This window comes from Microbacterium sp. nov. GSS16 (genome assembly GCF_028198145.1).
Lineage (GTDB): Bacteria > Actinomycetota > Actinomycetes > Actinomycetales > Microbacteriaceae > Microbacterium.
Genome location: NZ_CP116338.1, coordinates 516,765 through 538,107 on the forward strand (window position 1 = coordinate 516,765; position 21,343 = coordinate 538,107).

At 71.2% G+C, this 21,343-nt stretch carries 9 protein-coding genes; all 9 read right to left on the minus strand.

The features are described 5' to 3' along the window. Positions 1-51: 51 nt before the first annotated feature. A complete protein-coding gene (locus PGB26_RS02425; RefSeq protein ID WP_271638709.1) occupies positions 52-6,153 on the minus strand; it encodes an Ig-like domain-containing protein in 6,102 nt (2,033 codons plus the stop codon). 123 nt (positions 6,154-6,276) lie between these two features. Continuing rightward, positions 6,277-6,843, minus strand: coding sequence for a hypothetical protein (locus PGB26_RS02430; protein ID WP_271638710.1), 567 nt, complete (start codon positions 6,841-6,843; stop codon positions 6,277-6,279). 1 nt (position 6,844) lies between these two features. Then, positions 6,845-7,672 (minus strand): PP2C family protein-serine/threonine phosphatase, encoded by an 828-nt coding sequence (locus tag PGB26_RS02435; protein WP_271638711.1) that lies wholly within the window; start codon positions 7,670-7,672, stop codon positions 6,845-6,847. After that, complete coding sequence (locus PGB26_RS02440; RefSeq protein WP_271638712.1) at positions 7,669-9,336, minus strand: DUF5684 domain-containing protein; 1,668 nt, start codon at positions 9,334-9,336, stop codon at positions 7,669-7,671. Before PGB26_RS02440 ends, PGB26_RS02435 begins: the two co-directional genes overlap by 4 nt. Next, the gene (locus tag PGB26_RS02445; protein ID WP_271638713.1) at positions 9,333-11,870 is read right to left on the minus strand and encodes a transglutaminase domain-containing protein; all 2,538 of its coding nucleotides are present in this window, start codon (positions 11,868-11,870) and stop codon (positions 9,333-9,335) included. Before PGB26_RS02445 ends, PGB26_RS02440 begins: the two co-directional genes overlap by 4 nt. Further along, complete coding sequence (locus PGB26_RS02450) at positions 11,867-13,240, minus strand: DUF58 domain-containing protein (RefSeq protein ID WP_271638714.1); 1,374 nt, start codon at positions 13,238-13,240, stop codon at positions 11,867-11,869. The genes PGB26_RS02445 and PGB26_RS02450 overlap by 4 nt, the downstream gene beginning before the upstream one ends. Next, positions 13,237-14,202: an AAA family ATPase gene (locus PGB26_RS02455; protein ID WP_271638715.1), complete on the minus strand. Its 966-nt coding sequence runs from the start codon at positions 14,200-14,202 to the stop codon at positions 13,237-13,239. The genes PGB26_RS02450 and PGB26_RS02455 overlap by 4 nt, the downstream gene beginning before the upstream one ends. Before the next feature lie 46 nt (positions 14,203-14,248). Beyond that, positions 14,249-20,164 carry an Ig-like domain-containing protein gene (locus PGB26_RS02460; protein ID WP_271638716.1) on the minus strand — a complete coding sequence of 1,972 codons (5,916 nt, stop codon included), beginning with the start codon at positions 20,162-20,164 and terminating at the stop codon, positions 14,249-14,251. Further along, a complete protein-coding gene (locus tag PGB26_RS02465) occupies positions 20,164-21,291 on the minus strand; it encodes a serine/threonine-protein kinase (protein ID WP_271638717.1) in 1,128 nt (375 codons plus the stop codon). The genes PGB26_RS02460 and PGB26_RS02465 overlap by 1 nt, the downstream gene beginning before the upstream one ends. Positions 21,292-21,343: the final 52 nt, after the last annotated feature.

Genomic DNA, 21,343 nt, shown 5'->3' on the forward strand with positions numbered 1-21,343 from the left:
CCTTCTGTTCGTGCGTCGTGTCGAGGTCTGGCCGGGCGAGGTCGTCGCCGGTCAGTAGAACGTGCCGTAGGCGTTACCCGGGTCGCCGCCCTTGATCACGAGCTGCTTGTCGTTCGAGTATCCCGAGTAGCACTGCAGCTGCTTGCTGCCGCCAGAAGGGATGTCGAGGGGGAATCCGGCGTTGTTGCCGAGCATCTTGCCGCCCACCCGGCACTCGATGTTGTAGCTGCCGGCCTTGAAGTACTGGTTGGTCGTCACCTTGTAGTAGTGGCACGACCCACCGCCGACGGCGCTGCATCCCGGCACGACGGAACCGGCCGAGAGCCACGCCTTCGGCGTGGTGTCCGGCTTCGGGCCCGAGGTCGCGCCGTAGGTGCCGGACTCCGCGGAGCCGCCCTCCGAGGCGGTCGCGCGCACTCTGATGGTGTGCTTCGTGCTGTACGTGTCGCCGACGATCCTGCTGCCGCTCTCGCCGACCTTCTCCCAGCCGCCGCCGTCCACGCTGATGTACGTGGTGATGGGACGGCCGTTGTACGACCCCTTGGCATTCCAGGTGACCTGGACCGACCTGTCGCCCGACGGGGTTGCGTTCCCGGTCGGCGCGAACGGCGCACCGAACGGGGTCACGGAGTTCGACGCGGTCGACGGGCCGGTGTTGGACTGCTGCCCGCCGACCACGGAGTACGCGCGCACGCGCACCGTGTAGGGTGTGCCGTTGCTCGCCGGGATGTTGGAGCTCCCGTCCCACGCCTGCCACGCCTGCGAGTTCAGCTGGTACTGGTAGCGCATCTCGCCGGGGGAGGCGCCGTTGCGGGCGGCGTCCGTCATCGTGAAGCTGACGGCGATCGCACGATCCTTGGGGGTCGCCGTGACGCTCGAGGGTGCGCCAGGCTGGCCGAACGCGCGCTGGGGAGCCGAGCGCGGCCCCAGCTGACCCCACTGCGGGGCCTTGTTCTTCGCGCGCACGGCGTAGGTGTAGTCGGCGGTGCTCGTGGGCACCCGCACCGTCTGCGAGGTCGCCGTGCCGGTCGACGTGCGAGACACCTCGGCGCCGCCGCGATACGTCACGAGCTCGTACTGCTCGATGGGCGCGCCGTTCGTGTCGGGCTGATCCCAGCTGACTGTCATCTGCGCCTCGCTGCCGACCGAGGGAGCGCTGCTGACCCTGGGCGCCGCGACGGCGGCCGGCGGGCCGGCGGGGATCTCGGCTGCCGAGTAGATGCTCCACCCCGAGGGGTCCGGAGCACGGTTGTGCGCCTGGATGCGCACGCTGTAGCTCGTGCCGTTCTCGAGCCCCTCCCAGCGCAGCGAGTTGCCGGTCACGCCGGTCTTCTGCCCCATCCCCGACGGCGGAGTGGGCGAGATCTCGAGCGTGTACGACTCCACCGGCGAGCCGCTCGACGTCGGGGTCGTCCAGGTCACGTCGAGCGCCCGGTCGCCGAACTTCAGCTTCGGCGGCAGCGGAGTGTCGGGTCGGGTGTCAGGTCGGGCGACTTCGGATGCCGGCGATGCCGGTCCGTCACCGACGCGGTTCGTCGCCGTCACCGCGAAGGTGTACTCGACGTTGTTGGTGAGTCCGTCGAGGGTGCACGTCGTCGACGTGCAGGTCTTCGTGTACGGATTGCCCGAGACCGACTTCACGGTGTAGCCGCTGATCTCGGCGCCGTTGTTCGACGGCGCCGACCAGTTGAGCACCACCGTGCGGTCTTCCACGGTCGTCACAGTGGGCCGACCCGGGGCATCCGGAATGCCCTGCACGGTCACCGTGATGCGGCCGTCGACCTCGCGGTCGGGGTCTTTCGTGGCGTCCTGCACGCGGTAGCGCACCACCATCACGCCGACGAACGACTTGCTCGACGTGACCTCGACCCCCTCCCCGGCGACCTTGGCCTGGCCCTCGCCGCTCTCGACGGTCGCCGAGAGGATCTTCAGCGCCTTGCCCTCAGCCTGGAACGGGTTGATGTCATTGGCCAGCGCAGGAACGGTGATCGTCTCGCCCTGGTCGGCCTCGTCGACCGAGTCGGGGCTCGCCACGGCGAGCGAGCGCGTTGACGCGGTCACGGCCACCTGCACGGTGCCCTGCACCGGCTCGGTGGTGCCGTCGGTCACGCTGATGCCGATCGTGGCCGTCGTGCCCTTGGGCGTGTCGGAGCCGGTCTCTGCGTACAGCGTGGTGCCGTCGATGCGCGCATCGATTCCCTTGCCCGGCTTCGACGTCACCGAGAAGCGCAGCTTGCCCGCATCCTTCGGATCAGGATCGGTCGCCAGGCCGGCCAGGTCGAGCGCCGTCGCCTCCTCGCCAGGCGCGATCTGCATCTCGGCGCTGTTCATGGTCGGCGGCTGATTGTCGGGCGGCAGCACGGTGATGGGGATGGTCAGGGTCGACTTGCGCCCGTTCGGATCGTCCGGCCCCTCTCCGTCGGTCACCTCGAACGTCAGCGCGTCCTCACCGAAGAAGCGGTCCTTCGATGTGTACACCAGGGTCGTGGTGTCCTTGATGAGAGAGTCGCCGTTCGTGAACGAGGCGCTCACCTTCGATGCCTCCGTCAGACGCACATCGCCACCGCCCGCGACGACGACGTACTTGTCGAGCGGGATCTCCTTCGTCTCGCCGCTCTTCACCTCGAGCGGCTTCGTCGACTTCAGCCGCGGGCGCAGCTCGCTCAGCGCGGGAACGAAGATGAATGCCGACGCGCTGAGCTCGTCCTGGTCGGTGATCACGTAGCGGATCAGCTGCCGCTGCTCCCCCACGGTCACCCGGACCTTGCCGTCGCCGAGCATCCGCGCGCCGTCCTCGAGCGTCACGTCGACGCCCTCGATCGTGCCGTCCGGGTCCTCGTCGTTGCGGAGGATGTCGAGGTCGACCGTGAGGTCCTCCTCGACGTCCTCGACCTGCACGCGGTCGTCGCGTGCGATCGGGTTCATCAGCGGGACGTCCTCGTCGACCTTCACGAAGATCGCAGCGGTCGCCCGCGCACCCTTCGCGTCGCTGATCGTGTACTGCAGCGACGTCTCCAGAGCCCTGTCCGGCACCGAGATGATGACCCTGTCGCCCGAGATCTTGGCCGACATCCCCTCGACGTCAGGCGGCAGCGTCAAACCCGACTTGACCAGACCGATCTGATCGCCCTCGGGGTCGGAGTCGTTCGCGAGCACGGGCACGGCGACCGAACGACCGGGTCGCACCACGACCGAGTCGTTCACCGCGTACGGCGCCTGGTTCGTCGCCTCGGGCGGTGCGATGCCCACGCGGATGGTCGCACGTCCCTCCGCCCCGAGGCGATCGCGCACCCGGTAGCTGAGGGTGTCGACGCCCTTGGCGTCGTCGTACGCCTCATAGGTCAGATAGTTCGCGCCCTGCTCGACGATGCGACCCTTGGCGGGCGCGCTGTCGACGCCGATCAGCTCGACCGAGTCGCCGTCGGTGTCGAGACCGTCGAGCGGCACGGGGATGTTGATCTTCGAGCCGGCGAGGGTGCGGGCCGTCAGATCGCGCGGCCGCGGCGCGGCGTTGGTGCCGTCCTCGTCGACCGGCAGCACCTGCACGGCGATGTGCGCTCCGGCCTTCTGGCCCCGGGAGTCCACGGCCTCGTAGGTGAGGTACACGGTGCCCGGCTTCTCGCTCGCGCGGAAGCGCACAGCATCCTGCGAGACGAAGGCCTCACCGTCTTCCGGGTCGATCAGCGGCTCGACCAGGTCGGGAGCGACGTGCAGCTTGTCGCCGCTCGGATGCACGTCGTTGTCGAGAACGGGGATCGTCACGACGTCGCCGGCACGCACCACGGCCTCGTCGTCTTTGGCGACCGGGGCGAGCAGCTTGGTCGGCGCGGGAATCGGGATGACGACCACATCGGCCTCCGCCGAGGCGGTGCCGTTCGAGATCCGGTAGGTGATGCGCACCGGCTCTTCGAGCCCGCCCTGATCACTGATGCGCAAGGTCTCGTGGTTCAGGACGGAGACGTTGAGGCCGCTGCTGGGCGGGACGGTGACGGACTGCACGACCAGCACGCCGCCGGCCGGATCGCTGTCGTTGCCCAGCACGCCGACCAGCGCCTCGCTGCCGCTGGGCAGCATGGCGACGTCGCGCACCGCCACGGGCGGCAGCTCGCTCTGCTGCTTGTCGAGCACGTCGACGCGCACGATCCCCTTCGCCGGCTTCGGGCCCGCCGTCGCCAGATACTGCACGTAATAGGTGCCGGCGGCCTGCGCCTTGAACGAGAACTTGCGGTTGGCGTAGTCGCGATCGATCTCGGCCCCCGGGGTGTCTTCGACGCGGGCCAGACGCAGCTGCTCCCGGCCCGCGCTCGTGTCGTTCGCCAGGGGCGACACGGTCACCGACTCGCCCACGCGGGTGACCACGTGATCGGCGTTGGTGACCGGGTTCGTCGAGCCCTCGGGCTTGACGTCGAGCAGGATCTTGCCCTCGGTGCCCTTGCCCATGGCATCCGACACCAGAACGGTGATCTCCTTGCGCCCCTGCAGGCTGGCCACGGCGCGGTAGGTGATCTTGCCGTCGGTGGTGAACTCGACCTCGTCGCCCTCGGCCGCGACGACGCCGCTCAGGTAGAGGTCGTCGCCGTCGGGATCGCTCCAGTCGGGCAGCACGTTGTACGAGACGGTGCCGCCGGCTTCGACGGCGAGCTTGCTGGCCCGCTTCGGCTGAGGCGCGCCGTTGGTCTTCTCGTCGTGCACGGAGAGCGTGACGATCGCGGTGTCCTTGCCGCCGCGACCATCGTCGATCTGGTACTCGAACGACGCCGATCCCGTCGCATCCTCGGGGACGGAGATCTGCAGGGCCGCTCCGTTGAGGATCGGACGCACCTCGCCCACCGACGGCTGCTTGCCCACCAGCGATGCGACGAGCACGTCGCCGTCGGGGTCGTTGTCGTTGTCGAGCACGGGCAGCAGAGTCGTGCCGCCGGGACGCACGCCGAGATCGGGGTCGTCCTCAGCCGTCGGAGGGGTGTTCTCCTCCTTGCGGTCGGGCAGAGAGGTCTCGACCGTCTCCTGGGTGGTGTTCTCGTCGTCTTCGCTGTCGCCCTCCGGCGGAACCAGCACGCTCCAGTCGTCGACGCGCTGCAGGCTCTTGTTCGCCAGCCACGCGGCGCCGCCGACGATGTCGTTGAGCACGATCACGTCGCGGTTCACGCGGAAGGTGAGCGACGCGGCATCCTCTGCACCCGGAATGGTCTCCTTCACGTCGAGGGAGTCGCCGGAGCAGTCCCGGATGAAGGTCGCCGAGACGGCCCATGCGCCGTAGGTGCAGCCGCGCAGCTGCACGGGGACGGCGGGGTTGCCCGTGCCGTCGGCCTGGGTCTGGACCGGTTCGCCGCCGTCGAGCGGCACGCGCACGAGCGCGGTGGGCGTGGCGAGAGCGACCGCGTCGGACTGCTCCGACGCCCGCTGCAGCACGGCGTCAGCGGCCTGATCGATCTCGGTGCGGAATCCGCCCGGTGTCGTCAGGACACCCGCCGCGGCGTCGAGCACGACAGGCGTCGAGCCGACAGCGGTGATGCTCGGCGTCTCGCTGATGTCGATCTCGCCGACCGATTCGGACTTCGGCTCCTGGGGAAGCCCGTCCGGGTCGACCGGGACCTCGACGATCTCGCCGCGCTCACCCGAGAGGGCGAACACCGTGCCGTCGCGACCGACCGTCACGTCGGCGCCCTTGCCGAGCTCGGCGGTCGGATCGGACGCCTTGATGTCGAAGCCCGCCAGCGCCTTCGCCGCGGTCACCCACAGATCTCCCGACTTCTGGTCGAGGATCGCCACCGTCTTCGCTCCGAGCGCCACCTTGGCGCTCCCGGGCACCGACGCGCTGTCGGTCAATGCCATCCGCGCCGGATCGACCGCCGTGAGGGTGCCCGCTCCGCTGTCGTCGACCAGCACGGTGGCGCCGTCCTGCAGGATGTCGTAGTCCTCGCTTGCCGCGCGCATGCCGCCGTCGAGCACGGTGGACTCGTGGTTGAAATGCCCCACGAGGAAGCTCGACGACTTCGTCAGCCAGACGCCGGCATCGTTGAGGTCGACCTTCGTCGTGGGCAGGCCGTCATACGCCACCGCCATGGTCGTCAGTGCCACCGCACCGATCGCCACACCGGCGATCGATGCTGCGGTCTTCGGTCGAGACCGCACCCACGACAGTGCCCTCATGCATTTCCCCCGGAATCACAGCTGGTCCGCTCCGCGTCACCGCGTGGCGGGCATACCGGTTCATCCTAACTCGGGCGTGTTCCGCTCCCGATGGGGAGAGTTACCCATCGGGGCGTCTCGGCGTCAGCCCAGCAGTGCGACGCCCAGAGTCACGAGGCCCACGACCGAGATCAGGCAGGCGACCGCGACGGAGGCGACGACGACGACGCCCGCTCGCCTGTCTCTGCGCACGATCGAGGTCTTGACGACCGCAGTGTCGCGGGTCGGGGCTGCGCCGGCGGTGACCGTCGGAGGTCGCGACGGCACGATCGGCGCCGGACGCGGCTTGTAGATCGCGGGTGTCGGCTCGGACCCGCTTCGCCGGGGCGGCGCGACGACGGTGTCGGCGATCGACGACTCGGCGTCGGCGGCGGCTTCCCGGGATCGGACGACGATCGTGTCGGCGATCGACGCGTCGGCAGTCGACGCGTCGGCACCGCTGCGATCGATCACGACCGTGCGCTCATCCGCACCCCCGCGGTCGATCACGACCGTGCGCTCATCGAGTTCGTCAGCGTCGGAGTGCCGGACCGATCCGACCGATCCGTCGGAGGCGTCGGAGGCGTCGGAGGCGTCGGAGCCGACGTCGCGTCGGCGACGCGAGCGTCGCGTCGGCTCCCCCGCCTCGGAGTCGGGTCGGTGTCCGCCCATGTCAGCCTCGCCTGCGCACAGGCACCGTGGTGCTCTCGAGCATGGAGTCGGTTCGCGACTCCGAGGGCATGCGATTGTCGGTCGCGTCGTCCGAAGCCCGCATCGCTCCACCGGCGACCACGTCGATCACGATCACCGAGATGTTGTCGCGCCCGCCCGCCTCTTTGGCACGGCGCACGAGGGCCTCGGTCGCCGTCTCCGGCCGACCGCACATGGTCAGCGTGGCACGGATGCTCTCGTCGCTGATCTCTCCACTGAGCCCGTCCGAGCAGATCAGGAGGCGCTCGCCGTCGACGACCGGCACAAGCCAGCTGTCCGCGATGCTGTCCGCGGCGCCCACCGCTCGGGTGATCACGTTGCGCTGCGAGAAGTCGGCCAGATTCTCGGGGCGCAGCTCGCCGGCATCCACCAGCTCCTGTCCGAGCGAATGGTCGACGGTCAGCTGCTCGAGGCTCGAGCCGCGATGCCGGTACACGCGCGAGTCGCCGACGTTGAAGACCAGCCAGTGCGGGGCGCTCTCGTGCTCCACCAGCGCGACGGCCGCGACCGTACTCCCCGCGCCGCGGGCGTGCTGCGCCGAGATCGCCGACACCCTCTCATTCGCGCGCGCCAGCGCGGCGCCGATCTCCTCCATAGAGACGGGGTGTCCCGCCAGTGGCGCGAACGCCTCGACCACGGCGGCGCTCGCCTTGTCTCCGGCGTCGTGCCCTCCCATACCGTCGGCCACGAGGAACACCGGTGACTGCGCCAGCATCGCGTCTTCGTTGATCTCGCGTCTCAGGCCGACGTCGGTGAGAGCCGCGACGTTGAGCACGACGTCTGTCGTCACGAACCGGACTCCACGGCCACGTGCATCCCGACCTCGCCGAGAATGAAGCGTCCGGCACCGATCACGCTCTCGCCCGGATCGAGCAGGGTCTCGGCGCCGTCGTCCGCCACGACGACGACGCCGTTCGTCGAACGCAGATCGGTGAGACGCCACTCGTCGCCCTGGACGACGAGCCGGGCGTGGGTCTTCGACAGCGTGCGCGTGCGATCGGGGATGGGCAGGCGCTGCTCGCCCGGCTGTCCCTCGGGGTTGCGGCCGATGACGATGCTCGTCGCCGAGAGCGCGAAGCGGCGTCCGTCGTCGAGCACGAGAACGCGTCGCGCCCCGCGTCGGCGGGATACGACCACTGTCGCGTCGAATTCCTCGTCTTCGTCCTGGGTGCCGGTGGCGGGGCCCGCGACCGCTCCGGACGGGACGGTCGACGCGGGCGTGTTCAGCGACGGCACCGGACGGACCTGCGCGACCAGGTCGGCTCGGGTCACGGGGGGAGCCGCCGGAGCGTCCGAGGGCGGTGCGAACGGCGAGCCGGCACCGCTGGCGCGCAGCGCCGCCGGCGGCGCGTCCACCGTGTCGGCCGTCGCGAAGTCGGAGGAGGGCGAGTGATCCGTCGCCGGATCGGCCGGAGTCGCGGGGGCGGGACGCGTGAGCGGCGCGGCCGGCGGAGCGGCCGGTGAACTCGCCGGCGGAGTCGCCGGGGCGGCAGCCGGCGGGACGATCGGCGGAATCGCCGGGGCGGCAGCCGGCGGGACGATCGGCGGAATCGCCGGCGCGGCGGCCGGCGGAGTCGCCGGGGCGGCAGCCGGCGGAGCCTCGGGGGTCACTTCCGGTTGAGTGGATGGCACGGGAGGCTGATGCAGGAGACGCGCCGATGCGCGAGTCTGCGGCGCATCCGCAGGAGCAGGCGCGGCAGGCGGAGCGGGCGCCGGAGGGGGCGGGGGCGGCGCGGACGCCGTCGCCTGCCCCGACGTCCATGGAACCGCCTCGATCAACGGTGCCGAGTCGCCGCGCTGCGGAGCATGCGCCGGAGCGGCCGGAGCCGCGGTCTCGAGCGGGGGAGCCAGCGGCGGCACGACCGACGCCGGGTGCGCATCGGCGGTGCGAGTCGCCGTGCCGCTGCCCGCCGCTGACGTCGGTGCCGACGGCGCGACCGATCCGGGGGGCAGGATCGGCGGGGCCAGGTAGCCATGTGCGTCGGTCGCCGGAGCGTCCGCAGGCTTGCGAAGCGGTCCGGGGCGGATGCCCGCGAGCCGATCGCCCTCGGGGTAGGGCGGCGGTCCGACGACCAGCACCGTCGCCCAGACGGGCGGGAGCAGCACGGCCAGCACGGTCATGCCGGCTCCCCGGTTGAACCGCTGATCGATGCGGTGCACCGCGACGATCTTCACGTACAGTCCGTACAGCTGCACGACGGGGATGAACAGCAGGACGGCGTTCCATGCGGGCATGCCGCCGAGGGTGAGGATCGTCGCCTCGTTGAGGACGGGAATCCAGCCCTTCCAGCCCTCCTCGCCCAGGCGCGTGAACAGCTTCGACAGGGCGATGGCGTACCAGATGTACAAGCCCAGACCCACGATGAGATACGCCGCTATCGCGACGAGCATCGCCGACGGCATCCCGCCCCCGGCCGCCGTCTCGAACGGGCGCGGATCTGCGAGCGCATTCATGCGTCCTCCTCCTGCCGGCGCGCGCCGGCCACTGTGAGCGTATCGAGCACCGGCTTGCGCGCGGAAAGCGCAGGCTTTCGAGGCGAGCGGATCCGTTCGAGGAACGATCGCATCCGCAGCCGGCTGCGCAGCCGTCGCCACCGTCGGCTGCCGCGGTCGAGCTCCGACCGCTCGCGATCGACGATCTCCCACGCCACCGCGGCATCGGCATCGGCCGGGGGTTGCGGGGAGAAGACTGCCGTGTCGACGAGTCGGGCCAGCTGTCCGGCCGCCAGACGGGTCGCCGCCTCGGCCCGCTGAACGCGCGTGCCGTCGCCGGGCATCGTCACACCGTGGTCGAGGTAGAGGTCGACCAGTTCCTCCCAGGCGCCGACGAGACGGAGTTCGGCGTCGCCGGACGCGCGGCGACGCCGACGGAGCATCTTGGCGATGAGCAGCGTCAGCAGGGGCAGGATCAGCAGCAGCGCGACGAGCAGGCTGATCGCGACCGTGCGGATCACGGGCAGGAACTCCGCGAGCAGGGGCTGCTCGCTCTCATCGAGCGGTGCAGCGTCGGCCTGCGAGTCGTTCTGCGCCTGGGGCGGATCGAGCGCCTCGCTGCGCGGCTGCTCGGGGATCGTCGGATGCTCGGGAAGCTGCTCGCCCTCGGTGATCGTGCTGGGCAGCATAGCGAACTGCGGCGTCACGTCGACGGCGACCCACTCGGCGTCAGGAGCGCGCACCTCGACCCAGGCGCTCATGCTTCCGCCGGTGCAGACGTCGGTGCACGCGGCGACGCCGGGAACATCCTCCGCGGCGGCGAGGCGCGCGCCGATGACGACCCGTGATTCGAAGCCCCAGTACCTGGCCAGCAGAGCCGCCGCCGCAGCGAACTGCTCGTCGTCGCCGACCGCCGAGACGAGCATCTCGGGGGGCGCATCGGATCCGACCTTCACCTCCTGCCGGCGCAGTGAGGCGAACACCTCCTCGACTCGAGCCGAGGAGTGCCCCGCGTAGCTCGCGGCGAAGGAGTACCCCTCCGACTCCAGCGCCGAGATCCATCCGGACGCGGCCGCGTCGTCGAGCAGCGCGTGGCTCAGGTAGCCTCTCGAGCGCAGCCGGTCGACCAGCTGGAGATATCCCGCTCCGGTGCGTGACTGCCCTTGCAGCTGCGCCCAGTCGACGAGCTCGGGGTGTGCCTCGGCATCCAGCAGCGACTGCCCGCCCTCTGTCGCCGAGAGGTCGTCCCGGCCATCCGCGGAGGGCGCAGCGACCACCGCATAGCGATCACCGGCCACCAGGCCCCTGCCGCCGCCGGGCGCCTCCGCGATCGTGATCGCCGTGTCTCCTGCGTCGTCGACGTGGAATCCGTCGGCCAGCGCGTCGGCTCGCTCCCCCGCGAACTGCGGCGCGGCGACGAGGGCGCCGGGCACCGGCATCCAGATGCCGCGATAGCCGTCGCCGATCGTGATCTCCAGCTCGGCGCGTTCCGACCCCGCCGCGCTCGTGCGCGGCAGGCGGCTGAAGCGGGTGTCGGGCGAGACGTGGAAGTCCTGACCGTCGTACCGGTCGAGCGTGACCAGCCGGATGCGGTCGATCGCGCCCGTGTCGCCGTCGATGCTCAGCACGGTCTCGTCGAGACGATCCTGCGCGAACCACGACCGGTACGACGCGAGCGGACTCGGCTGCTCACGCACCACGACCATCGGCTCCACCGCATCGCGCAGCACCGAGCGGTCCGACCAGCCCGCCGCCGCAGGTGCCACGAGTGCGCCGGCGACGAGCGCGGCGACCACGAGAGAGCCGGCGAGCAGACGACGGCGCACGGCGGCCCAGACCGGAGTGCCGCGACGGGCGATGCCGTGAGCGGCCACCGCGCGCAGAGCGGCCGCCCGCTGCAGCCTGGTTCGTCCGATCAGCCAGGCGAGGGATGCCATGAAGAGCGCCACCCCGATGGCCAGCTCACGGGGTGCCGCGATCGACACGGGGCCCAGGGTCAGGGTGCGGCTCGGTGCCGAGAGGCCGAAGGCGACGCCGAAGACGCACATCGCCGCGACCACGACGACCGCGGCTGCAGCGCCGCGCCCGGGGTGCAGCGCGAAGAGAGTGGCGAGGAATGCGCCGAACAGACTGACGATCAACAGGGGAACGAGCACGGCCTGGTACTCGCCGAGCGGTGGGGCGAGCGTGAGGATCTGCTTCCAGCCGACGACGACGCCCAGCACCGCGTCGCGCAGCGCCGCGGTGAACGCCGAGGCGGAGGCCAGGCCGGACGGCACCGCGAGGGGCACGGCGAGCACGAGGTACGCGGCGAACGCCGCCACGGTGCCGAGCACCGCACCCAGGCGACGCGCACGCACGAGCGCTCCCAGCGCGATGCCGGTGAGCCCGCCCACCGCGGCTACGATGATCGCCCGCGGAGTCTCGTACACCGGCCACGCGGCCGCGGCCGTCAGAGCCACGCCGATGAGCAGATAGCCGAGACTCCACAGCGTCAGGGCCCGTGAACGCAGCGGGCGGCGATGAGCTCGTGCGGCGGCATCCTTCCCGCTCATCGCAGCGCTCCCCTGGCCAGCATCCTCGGCAGGTCGCCCAGCGCGCCGAGGGTCAGCACGGAGAGCTCGCGGGCATTGCGCAGCGTCGGCTCCGCGCCGAGTTCGCTGCGCACCGCGACGGCCGAGGCTGCGGCGGGCAGCCGCACGGCGGCGTGCCGGAGCCGGCCGGTGGGCACCTGCGATCCGGTGAGCAGGAAGGCGATCGAGAGGTCGGGGTAGGCCTGCGCGGTCAGGGCGGCGACGGCCTCGAGGCGCATCACGTCGTCAGCGAGATCGAGCGTCGAGGTGCCGTCGAGCAGCGTCCGCGGCGTGAGCGTCGAGAGGGTCCTGATCGACTGGGTCGTCGTCGCGCCGTGATCTGAGATGACCCCGCTGACGGCGAACAGCACGTCACGGCCCTCGAAGACGCCCTGCAGGGCGAGCGACGCCGCCGCGCTGACCGTGTTCTCGAACTCGTCGTCGCCGTCGTACGAGTCGGCAGCGAGATCGAGCAGAACGGCGATGCGCGCGTGGCGCGACTCCTCGTACTGGCGCACCATGAGCCGACCGGTCTTCGCGGTCGACTTCCAGTGCACGTGGCGCTGCGAATCGCCGACCACGTACTCGCGCACGGCGTGGAACGACAGATCCGCATCGGTGAGGGTGCTGCTGGGAGTGCCCTCGAGATCGCGGATGAGACCCGCGGCGGTGCTCGGGATGGCGACGGTGACCGGATGCACGTGAATGCGCTGCACCTCCGGCCAGCTGAGCTCCCGGCGCAGCAGCCCGATCGGGTCTCCGCGGGTGATGGTCATCGGACCGACGTCGATCACCCCGCGATGGTGCGCGGCGATCGTCAGCTCCTCGCCGTGCTGTGCGCCGGGCCGCAGCAGCGGCACGTGCGCCTCGATCAGCCCGTCGCCGACCGGCACGTCGACGACGCCGGGCAACGACAGGCGCGAGCCGTGGTTCTGCACATCGAGGGTCGCTGCGATCTCGGATCCGGCCACCACGCGATCCCGGTCGAGCACGAGCCCGATGCGGTAGTCGTGCGCGCCGAGCACGAACGGCACGCACAGCACGAGCAGAGTGAGGGCGATGGCGGCGACCGCCCACGCCTCCACCCAGCCGACCGCGAGGCCCGCGACTGCCCCGAGCACGACTGCGGCGACGACGAGCGCGCCGGCCGCCGTGACCGTCTCCTGCGCCCATGCGCCCGCCAGACGCCCCGCGCGGCCGAGGGCCCGCAGCGCGCGGCGCGCGCCGGACACCGCACCTCGGACGGTGCCGCGCTGCGTCGTGGTGGCGTACCGCGTGACCGTGGAGGTGCGAGTGGACGTGCTCGTGCGAGCCGCCGCCCTCGTGATCCGCGATTCGGTGCTGAAGCTCACGCAGTTCCGTTCTCGCTCGGCGGGTCGACGTCGAGCAGGATCTGCCCGATGACCGCGATCGCCGTGACCCCGTCGAACTCCGCTTCGGGTTCGAGCACGAGGCGGTGGGCGAGCGCGACGACGGCGAGCTCCCGCACGTCGTCGGGGGTGACGAAGGTGCGCCCGTTCTTCGCCGCCCAGGTCATCACGAGCCGGGAGAGGGCGAGCGCGCCGCGCACGCTGACGCCGAGACGCACCTCGGATGCCCGTCGGGTCGCGTCGACGATGCGCATGATGTAGTCCGAGATCAGCGGGTTGACGTAGACGCTCCTGGCGATCTCACCCATGGTCAGCAGGGTGTCGGTGCCGACGAGCGGGGCGAGCTTCTTCTGCGGCTCGGGTGCCGCCTGCAGGATCCGCATCGTGGCCGCGTCGTCCGGGTACCCGATCGATGTCTTGATCATGAAGCGGTCGAGCTGCGCCTCAGGCAAACGGTACGTGCCGCCCTGCTCGATCGGGTTCTGCGTCGCGAGCACGAGGAACGGCGAGCCGACGGCGCGGCTGACACCGTCGACCGTGACCGTTCCCTCCTCCATCACCTCGAGCAGCGCGGACTGCGTCTTCGGGCTCGCGCGGTTGATCTCGTCGGCGAGCACGATGTTGGCGAACACCGGCCCGGCGTGGAACTCGAACTCGCCCTCCTTCTGGTCGTACACCGTGATGCCGGTCACATCGCCCGGCAGCAGGTCGGGCGTGAACTGGATCCGGGCGCTCGTGCCGGTGACCGTCTGCGCGATCGATCGCGCGAGTGCCGTCTTCCCCGTGCCGGGGAAGTCCTCGAGCAGCACGTGGCCGCCGGTCACCGCCGTCGCGAGGACGAGCTCGATCACGTGCCGCTTGCCGAGGATCGCCTGCTCGACGTTCTCGGAGAGGAGCGAGAACGTCTCGGAGAACCAGGAGGCCTGTTCGGGGGCGATGGTCATGCAGCATCCTCTCGGAGTGGGCTGGCGGCGGGTGCGCCGCCGAAGGTCACGGGCATCCGGGCATCCTCCGGGTGATCGGCGACAGCGTCGCGTAGGCGCCGTTCCACGAGAGGGTCACGTCGAACGAGCCCGGTGCGTCGGCCGCCTCGGCCGCCGTGACACGGTACGAGCCCCGCGCGGCAGCAGAGACACTCACGGCCTCGGACGGGTCGGTGGGCGACAGGCACGGCGCGAAGTCGACCTCGACGATGGTCGGCGCGGTCGTGGCGGTGATGTTCACGGTGTTCGAGCACCGGTCGGTCTCGGTCGCGTGGCATGCGCGCGCGCGAACCTGGCCCGGGGAGGCGGCGGCGCTGAGCGTGAAGTCGCCGCGCCACGATCCGTACATCTGGTACTGCGCCACGAAGCCGGGCTCGACGTCGATCGAGGGCGCCGAGGCGAGCGGGTAGGTGTAACGGTCGCCCTGACGGGTGGGCTGCTCGCTGATCCGGTAGGTGGTGTCGCCGCCGGGGCCGTCGACGAAGGTGAAGGTGAACACCCGCGCGGTGCTCGACTCGGCGACGCCGTACCCGTTCGACACGCAGGCCTTCACGTTGTAGGCCTGGTATGCCTCGAGCCCCTGCAGCGACGGGGAGGGCGACGCGACCTCGGCCCCGAAGACCGTCAGGTCGCCGGAGTCGTCGGCGCTGCAGGTCGCCCGGCCCGATCGCCACGCCAGGTACGTGACCTCGAGCGGCTCGGTGCTGCCGTTGGCCTGCGGCGAGATGCCCGACACGTTCACCGCGGTGTTCGACACGGCGGTCGCCTGGGTCTGGGCGGGGTCGAAGTACGGCGCGCCGGCCACGGTCACCGACACCGGGTACGAGGCCCCTTCGTTGCCACCGCCGGTGGGCGGCTGGAACTGGCTGACCGGCACGAGCGTGATGGTCTGCGCTCCTGGCGCCAGCTTCAGCTCCGCAGTGGTCGTGGCTCCGGTGCGCGCGATCACGTCACCGGTCTCTGCGACGCGGAAAGCCCTGGCGTCGTTCGCGGCGGTGATGGCCAGGGAGACGATCCCTCTGCCGCGGTCATTGCCGCCGTGCCGGTACACGGGGGTCGCGGTGGCGTTCGAGATCTCGGGCGCCTCGTACGCCCAGCTGGTGTGCGCCGAGGTGACGGCGGATGTGCCGACGGCGTTGACGGCCGCTGCGGTGAAGGAGTGCGGCACCCCGTTCACCAGGCCGTTCACCGTGCATCGGAACGCACTGCCCGCCGCGCGGCAGGCGGCGCCGGCCGGCGCGCCGTCGCGAAGGATCGTCACCCCGGTCAGAGCGGGATGCGCGCGCGCGGCTTCGCCGAGCGCGACTTCCAGCTCGACGCTCGACCGACCGAACCCGATGGTCGTGAGGCTCGCCGGTGCCTGGGGGTAGCCCTGCAGGTCGAGTGTGAGCGTGCCGCCGCCGGTGCGACCCTGAGCATCCGCGACCGTGAACGGCACCGTGCACTGACCGCCGGGCGCCTGCCCGCCGGCGGGCCAGCTGACGGCGACAGCGCGGTCGCCTGCCGCCGAGAGCGCGGCGATGTCGCAGCGGGCGCCCGCGCTCAGCGAGACCAGCTTCAGCCCTGCGCCGGGCTTGCCTGCGAACGGGTCGTACTCGCCGGCCACGTCGACGACGTCGATCGAGCATCCGCCGCTGGTCACCACGCACTGACGGGTGATGGTCGCCCCGCGCGGGGCGTCGGGGGGTGCTGCCCCGACGACGAGGCGCAGCACTGCCGTCGGCTCGCCGTCCGAGGCGACGGTCACTGTCACCGGCTCGACGGAGCCGGAGCGGGCGTCCGCTCGCGCCTCGACACTCAGCACGGCCCCCTTCTGGCTGACGATGAACGATGACCCCGAGTAGGCGATCCGGTACTCCAGCGATGAGCGATCGCCCTCGCGCCCGCCCTCCCACGAGGCCATCCCGGCGTACAGGTCGATGTCGGTCGTGGCGCCGGGCGCGACCGTGTGCGAGATCGACGACAGCACCAGCTGCGGTGCCGACGGGCGGATGCCCACCGGCACGTCGACGTACGACCAGGTGCGCTGCCCGTCGAGACGCACCGCCACAAGGCAGGTGTCCGCCCAGGGGGCCTCGCGACCGGCCGTGTAGGTCGCTGAGGTGCCCGAGCCGGCGGTGCAGGTGGCCGCCCTGCGCTGGGCGAGGAACGGTCCGTCGTCGATCCTGACCTCGTCGGATGCCGGCAGATCGAGCATCTCGCGCACATCGAAGGTCTTCGACGCGTCCTCGTCGACCATCACGGGTGCTATGCCCTGCTTCAGCTGCACGCGCATGTCGTCGAAGGCGGGGATGTGCAGAAATCCGTATCCGGCGACGTCGCGACCGGCGGGGGATGTGCCGGAGACCTGGAACGGCACGAGCGCGCCGCGCTCCGGCGCCGTCCCGACGATGCGACTGCCCTTCACGGTGAAGCCGTCGGCGTCGCCCCACAGGCTCAGCTTCAGCGACCGCACCTCTCCCGACGCCCACTGCACACGGTCACGGAGCACGTCGATTCCGCCCGACGCGAGCTCCGCTCTGTCGCGCGCGGTGAGCACCGTGTCGGAGACGATCGGCTGGTCGACGACGGCGCCGTCGGTGACCGACACGACGATGAGTCCCTGCGCGGTGCTGCCCGTGCGGGTCGAGCGCACCGTGTAGAAGTACGAATTCGTGCCCGCCACCTCGCCCGCACGCAGCACGATCCGGCCGTCGCCGAGCGACGTGTCACGATCGATGAGCGCGTCGAGTCGCGCGTACAGCGGGTTGCCGGCCACGGAGGGGGCGTTGGGCACGAGATCGACGATCTCGAGCTCTCCCTGCGCGGGATCGGAGTCGTTCGCCGCCGGATGGATCACCACCGGCGTCGCCGAGTCGGCCTCGACGCGGACATAGTCGCTGTAGGCGACCGGCGCGGCATCCGTCACCCGCGCGTCGAGGACGCCGATCCGGATCCGCCCCGAGCCCTCGTCGCCCTGGGAGTCGCGGACCGAGTACCGGAACGTCACCTGGCCGCCCTCGACTCCGCCGGCAGGAGCCCGATAGACGATCGCGTCACCCGCCGCCGAGATCGTGGCCGTCCCGCGACCGCGCTCCGGCTGCTCCACCGCCGCGAGGATGACCCGGTCGCCGTCGGGATCGACGCCGTTCGTCGGCACGGTGAGTGAGACGGTCTGTCCGCTGAGCACGCGTCCGGTGAGTGCCGGCGGATTCGGTGCACGGTTGGTGCCGGAGGGGACGACGGTCACCATCACCGCGCCGCTGTCGAAGAGGTCGGGGCTGCGTTCGAGCGAGACCGCGTAGGTCAGCCGGTACGTCCCCGGTGTGGCGGGTGCGAGGTAGCGCAGCGCGCCGCCGTCGGCGAAGACGAGCTCGCCCTCCTGACCGGATCCGCTGACGTCGGGGCGCACGAGCAGCGGTTCGCCGCGTGGCGCGACGTCGTTCGCGGTGACGTCGATACGGGTCAGGGCGCCGGCGCGCACGGTGACCGCATCGGGGAACGCGATCGGCCGGGTGACGGTCGACGGCGGAGCGAGGAACACCGTGACCGCTCCCTCGACGGCCGCGCCCGATCCGTCGGCCACCGTCACCGTGGCCTTTCCGATGACGCCGGGTTCACCGTCGGCGGTCGTGCCGCTGACGCGGAGACGCTCGTTGCCGACCACGTTCGCCGTGAGCTGCGGGGTCGAGCTGACCGCTTCCGCGAGGATCAGCACGCGCCCGCTCGTGTTCTGCACGGCGCCCAGCACGTCGACGGTCGTGTCCTCACCCTCACGGACGAAGACGGTGAGCGGTGCCATCGTCAGCGAGGCGGATCCGTCGACGGCGGTGATCCGGATCACCGCCGACTGCTCGGCCTGGGTCGTCGTGTCCTGCGCGGTGTAGGTGACGACGTACTGACCGGCTTCCGGAACGATCACCTCGACCTCGCCGGATGCCGTGTTCGGCACCACCGTCATGCCCTCGGCGGTTGCGGCGGTCTGCACGGCGTCGACGAGCCGGTACGAGCCGGATCCTCCGGTGACATGATCGCCGATGCGCACGGTCTGCGGCTCGCCGATGCGCGCGGTGATCGCCACCGGCATCGCCCGCATGGCAGGGCTGCCGCTCACCCGCACCTCGAGCGTCTTGTCGGCTGCGGCGCCGCGGGCATCGGCGACGACGACGGTCACGGCGATCACGGCATCCGTCGCGTTCGGGTCGGTGTGGCGGATCGCCACACGCCCGTCGGCTGTGGGCACGACCATGACGGGCGCGGCCGGATCGACCTCGAACGCGTCGCTCAGAACGAAGGGGTCGCCCTCGGGATCGACCCATCCCGACAGCACCGGCACGATGGTGCTGCCGCCGGGCAGCAGCTCGGGCGACGGCCACTCCTGCCGGCAGGCGTCGACGCCGCACCAGACCGGCGCCGTGTTCGCATCGTCTGCTGCCACAGTGAGCGTGACGGTGGCGGGCTGCGACACGGCCGCCCCGTCGGTCACCGCATAGCTGAAGGTCGTCTGTCCGGACGTCGCCCGCACGTCGACCACCAGCGACTGTCCGTCGCCCACCAGCGACAGCTCGCCGAAGGCCGGGTCGGCCAGCCCGCCCTCGACGGACGACGCGTCGATCGTCAGCACGTCCTTGCGGTTCGGGTCGTGATCGTTCAGCAGGACGGGGAGCACGACCTGCTCCCCCGGCCGCACCCCGAACGCGTCGTCCACGGCCACCGGGGGCAGCTGCTCGGTGACGTCTTCGACGACGACGCGCCCTTCCTGCTCCTGCGTCTCGTCGTCGACATCCCACTGTTCGAGCGGCACAGGTCGACCGTCCGGGGCCGTCCAGATGAGCCCGGTGGCGACCTCGGTGAGCACCGCGCGGTCGCCGTTCGCCCGGAATACAGGCTGGATGTCGGCGGACTCCAGAACCCCGTCCGGCACGGTCAGCGCGGTGACGTCACCGTCGGACCACAGCGTTCCCGACTCCGCGCCGACCCATGCCGCGTGTCGCGCCGAGCCGACCACGACGGGAGGGGCGGGCACGCCCTCCGCCTGAGCGAGGCGATCGACGTCGCCGTCGCGCAAGGCGACCGACACGAGCCCCATCGAGTCGGCGATCAGCACGTCGTCGCCGCGCGCGGCACCGCCCTGCATCACCGCGTCGTCGGCGATGTCGAGTTCGACGGGGTCGCCGCGGCCGGCGATCCACAGGCGGCTCTCGCCGGGCTGCAGCAGCGCCCAGCGCTCGCCGACGACGGTGAGAGCCAGGTCGGCGTCGCCCTCCGGCGCCCGCGTGAGCGCGGACGCATCGCCGATGAAGCGGTGCCGGTCGATGTCGAAGAGGCGCACGGCGCGCTCATCGGCCGAGTACATCGCAAGCAGGCCGCGAGGTGACAGGCCGATCGCGTCAGCGACGTAGGTCGGACGCTCCTCCCCGTCCTCCACCTCGACCTCGGCGAACGGGTCGACGAGGGCCGTGGCCGCTCCGCGGTCGAGTGACGACACCGACACCTGGCCGGTGTCGGCGCGGTAGGCGACGAAGGATCCGGCAGAGACGATCTGTCGAGTGCCGGTCGGGGTGGGGACGGATGCCGACGGAGCGCCGTCCTCTCCGGCATCCGAGAGCAGATCGCCGGGGCTCGCAGGGTCGATGTCCCACCGCTGCCTGCTGCCCTGGCTGAACAGCACCGCCGACTGCCCGCTCTGCCACACCGCCTCGGGGGATTCCGCCGAGCGGACCGTGTCGATCTCGGCGAGCTCGGTGTTGACCCGGGCGTACTGCCCTGCCTCGCGCAGCACCCACACCGACGACTCGAGCCGGGGGACTTCCTGCGCCTGGTATCCCTGCGCGGTGACGGCGAGCACGATGACGACGAGCACGGAGACGGCGCCGGCGATGCCCGCGATCAGGCGCCCACGAGAGCGTGCGGGCGCGGTCGGCTGCGCCTGCCCCCGCGCCATCAGAGGATCCCGGTCAGGGTGAGCATGACGACCCCCACCGCCGCGATCGCCGCCGCCCCGACGAGCGCTCCGATGACACCGGCCACCCATGGCGAGCGCGCTCGCGGGCCGGACGGGAGATCGTCTCGCTCGCGCAGGCTCGCACGCTGCTTCTCAGCGCGAGCGGCACGACGGGAATCGGGGGCGACGGTGGTGATCACGGGGCCGCGATGACCGGCATCCGCGAAGCTGACCGGAGCGGCCGCCGCCCACTCGGCGGATGCCGCTTCGAACGCGGTCGGTGCGATGCCGAGCTCGTACTGCGCCCAGCGCAGACGATCGGCGAAGGCTGACATCGACCCGAACCGCTGCGCCGGGTCACGATGCATGGCCGTCGCGAGCAGCTGATCGATGATCGGGGGCATGCCTGCGACCGGGATCGGCGTGTAGCGCGCACGGATGATGCGCTGTCGCAGCTGATCGCGGGCGTTGGACTCCCGGTCGGGCAGTTCGAACGGGCTGCGTCCGGCGAGCAGGGTGTACAGAGTCGCCGCAAGGCTCCACACCTCGCTGGGCACCGACCCGGTCACCCGCTCCTGCAGCACCTCGGGTGAGCTCCACGGCACCGACATCGCGAAGACGTCGCTCTCACCGGCATCCACCACAGCGGCGGCGATGCCGAAGTCGGCGAGCACGGGGGAGCCGAGCGAGTTGATCAGCACGTTCGACGGCTTGATGTCGCGGTGCAGCAGTCCCGCGCGGTGCACGGTCTCGAGCGCGCCGGCGATGCGCACCCCCGTGTCGAGCACCTCGGCGAGGGGCAGCGGCCCCTTCCGATAGCGGGCGCTCATCGTGTCGGGGCAGTACTCCATCGCGAAGTACGGGCGACCGTCGGCCGAGATCGATGCCTGATAGATCGTGACGATCGAGGGATGCGCGCTGAGCCGCGCCGAGATGTCGGCTTCGGCGTTGAACGCGCGGAGCACCTCGGGGTTCACCGCGTCGGCGAGCAGCACCTTCACCGCGGCGACGCGGCGAGGCATGTCCTGCTCGTACAGGAAGACGTCGGCGAACCCGCCCGAGCCGAGCGGCCGCACGTAGCTGTAGCCGGCCAGCGTGGGAGGCGGCGACGTGATGCGCTTCGCCACGAGTCCTCCTCACGATGTCCCGGGGCGACTGATCACTCGGGTCGCGTCGTCT